Source organism: Bradyrhizobium sp. LTSP857 (assembly GCF_000938285.1).
Lineage (GTDB): Bacteria > Pseudomonadota > Alphaproteobacteria > Rhizobiales > Xanthobacteraceae > Bradyrhizobium.
The window spans coordinates 1-2,500 of record NZ_JYMS01000032.1; the positions used below are offsets into that span (position 1 = coordinate 1).

General features: G+C 63.7%; 3 protein-coding genes. All 3 read right to left on the reverse strand.

Annotated features, from left to right (window positions below):
- Positions 1-13 precede the first annotated feature (13 nt).
- Positions 14-1,492: an IS66 family transposase gene (tnpC, locus tag UP06_RS20775; protein WP_045004267.1), complete on the reverse strand. Its 1,479-nt coding sequence runs from the start codon at positions 1,490-1,492 to the stop codon at positions 14-16.
- Between the two features lie 122 nt (positions 1,493-1,614).
- The gene (gene tnpB, locus UP06_RS20780; protein ID WP_045004130.1) at positions 1,615-1,971 is read right to left on the reverse strand and encodes an IS66 family insertion sequence element accessory protein TnpB; all 357 of its coding nucleotides are present in this window, start codon (positions 1,969-1,971) and stop codon (positions 1,615-1,617) included.
- The gene (gene tnpA, locus UP06_RS20785) at positions 1,968-2,426 is read right to left on the reverse strand and encodes an IS66-like element accessory protein TnpA (RefSeq protein WP_045005335.1); all 459 of its coding nucleotides are present in this window, start codon (positions 2,424-2,426) and stop codon (positions 1,968-1,970) included. The genes tnpB and tnpA overlap by 4 nt, the downstream gene beginning before the upstream one ends.
- Between the last annotated feature and the right edge of the window lie 74 nt (positions 2,427-2,500).

A 2,500-nucleotide genomic window follows, 5' to 3' on the forward strand; every position in this document is an offset into this window, starting at 1 on the left:
GTAAGCGCTGTTTTCAGGCCACAGCTCTGAGGTCGTGACGGCAATAGGCCCACGGAAGCAACTGATCGATCTCGCTATTCGGATGACCATTGACGATCCTGGTGAGGACGTCGGTCAGGTAGGCAAGCGGATCGAGGTCGTTCAGCTTACAGGTTTCGACCAGGGAGGCGATGGTGGCCCAGTGCTCGGCACCGCCGTCGGAGCCTGCGAACAGCGCATTTTTACGGTTCAACGTGATCGGACGGATCGAGCGCTCGACGGCGTTATTGTCGAGCTCGATACGGCCATCATCGATGAAGCCCGTCAGGCCATCCCAGCGTGAGAGCGCATAACGGATGGCGTCTGCCAGCTTGCCCTTTTGGCTGATCAACGCGAGCTTTGCGCGGAGCCACAGCTCGAAGGCTTCCGCCAGCGGCCGGCTTTTCTGTTGTCGAACGAGACGACGTTCCTCGGCGCTGCGGCCGCGGATGTCCTTCTCGATGGCATAGAACTCGGCGATATGCTTGAGCGCCTCGCTCGCAATAGGCGCAGGACCGGGGGTGGCAAGTTCGTAGAAGTTACGCCGCATGTGCGACCAGCAGAATGCAAGCTGAACGTTGCCACGCTCGGCGAGCCTGCCATAGCCGGCATAGCCGTCGACCTGCAGGATCCCCTTGAAGCCTGCCAGATGAGCGATCGGTCGGTCGGCCTTGCGGTCGGGCGCATAGACATAGGCGACGCCCGGCGGATCGGCACCGCCCCATGGCCGGTCGTCCGCCGCATAGGCCCAGAGCTGACCGGTCTTGGTGCGCCCGCGGCCGGGATCGAGCACCGGCATCGTCGTCTCGTCGGCGAACAGCTTTGGCCGCTGCCTGAGCTTGCCAAGGAGCCGCTCATGCAACGGGCGCAGATGGAAGGCTGCCTGTCCCACCCAGTCCGCCAGCGTCGAACGATCAAGCTCAATGCCCTGGCGGGCGTAAATCTGCGCCTGCCGGTAGAGTGGCAGGTGATCGGCATATTTGGAGACCAGGACCTGGGCGACGGTGGCCTCGGTCGGCAGACCACCCTCGATCAGCCGGGCCGGGGCCGGCGCCTGCATGACACCGTCCTCGCAAGCCCGGCAGGCGTATTTGGGACGCCGGGTGACGAGGATCCGGAACTGCGCCGGGACCAGGTCCAGCCGCTCACTTCTATCCTCGCCGATCCGGTGCAACTCGCCCTGGCAACAGGAGCAGATCTTATTGTCGATATCGACGACGACCTCGATCCGCCGCAAGTGCGCTGGCAAGGCGCCACGGTTGATCCGGCGCTTGCGAGCCCGAGCCTCACGGCTTTCAGGTGCGCTGACGTCCTGCGCCGTCTCGCTGTACGCTGCGACCTGCTCGACATCTTCCAGGCCCAGCAGCATCTGATCTTCAGGCAAGGTCTCTGCCCGCCGGCCGAACCGATGCCGCTGCAATTCCTTGATGATCTGACGCAGCCGTTCGCTCTCGCACCGCTCGGCAAGCAGCATCGCTTTCAGCGTCTCGGGATCGTCAGGCAGGGCGTCGCTCACACGCAATTCAGAGCATATTCGCCGCCATCTGGCGACGCGCTCGATGCCCCTGATTCACTTCGCCGCAGCGCTGCCAACAACTATCCGGCTTGCGTTGGCGCTGGCGTCTCCCGTACCTCGTGGACACGCCGCCAGTCGAGCCCTTCCAACAGCGCCGACAATTGCGCCGCCGACAGACGCATCACGCCGTCCTCGATCTTCGGCCAGCGGAAGATCCCATCCTCAAGCCGTTTGGCGAACAGGCACAGACCCGTTCCGTCCCAGAACACCAGCTTGATCCGATCCGCCCGCTTGGCACGGAACACATAGACAGCTCCCGAGAATGGGTCAGCCCCCATGCTCTCGCGCACCAGGGTCGCAAGCCCTTCCATCCCCTTGCGGAAGTCCACCGGTTTGGTCGCCACCATCACCCGGACCGCACCCGACGGACCGATCACCGGCTCGCCTTCAGCGCCTGGACGATCGACGCAATCATTGCCGTGTCCGCACCACGACCGGCCCGGATCGTGATGCCGTCGACTTCGATCTCGATGATCCCGGCATCGCAACGGCAAGTTCGGACATCCGGTTTGGGTTTGCAGCGCGCCACTTTGCGCTCCCGGCCAAGAGCAGGCGCCGGCACTGCGACATCCACCACCGCCGGCACAAACTGCACTTCTTCTATTTCGGAATGACCGCCTGCTGCCTCTCGCAACTGACGTCGCCAGCCAAACAACTGCTGCGGTGACAATCCATGCCGTCGGGCTACCGAACAGACCGAGTCGCCGCTCGCCACAATCTCCGCGACGATCCGCGCCTTGTCCTCGTCGCTCCACTTCCGCCGACGGCCGGCGCCGGTGAAGACCTCAAGCCGCCGTACCGGCTCCGTGATAGCAGTATGCACTGTGTCCATTCTAAGCCTAACGGTCCAAATCGAACCGCAGACTCGCAGATCACCCCATCATCCGGTAGGTGGCCGCTGAACAG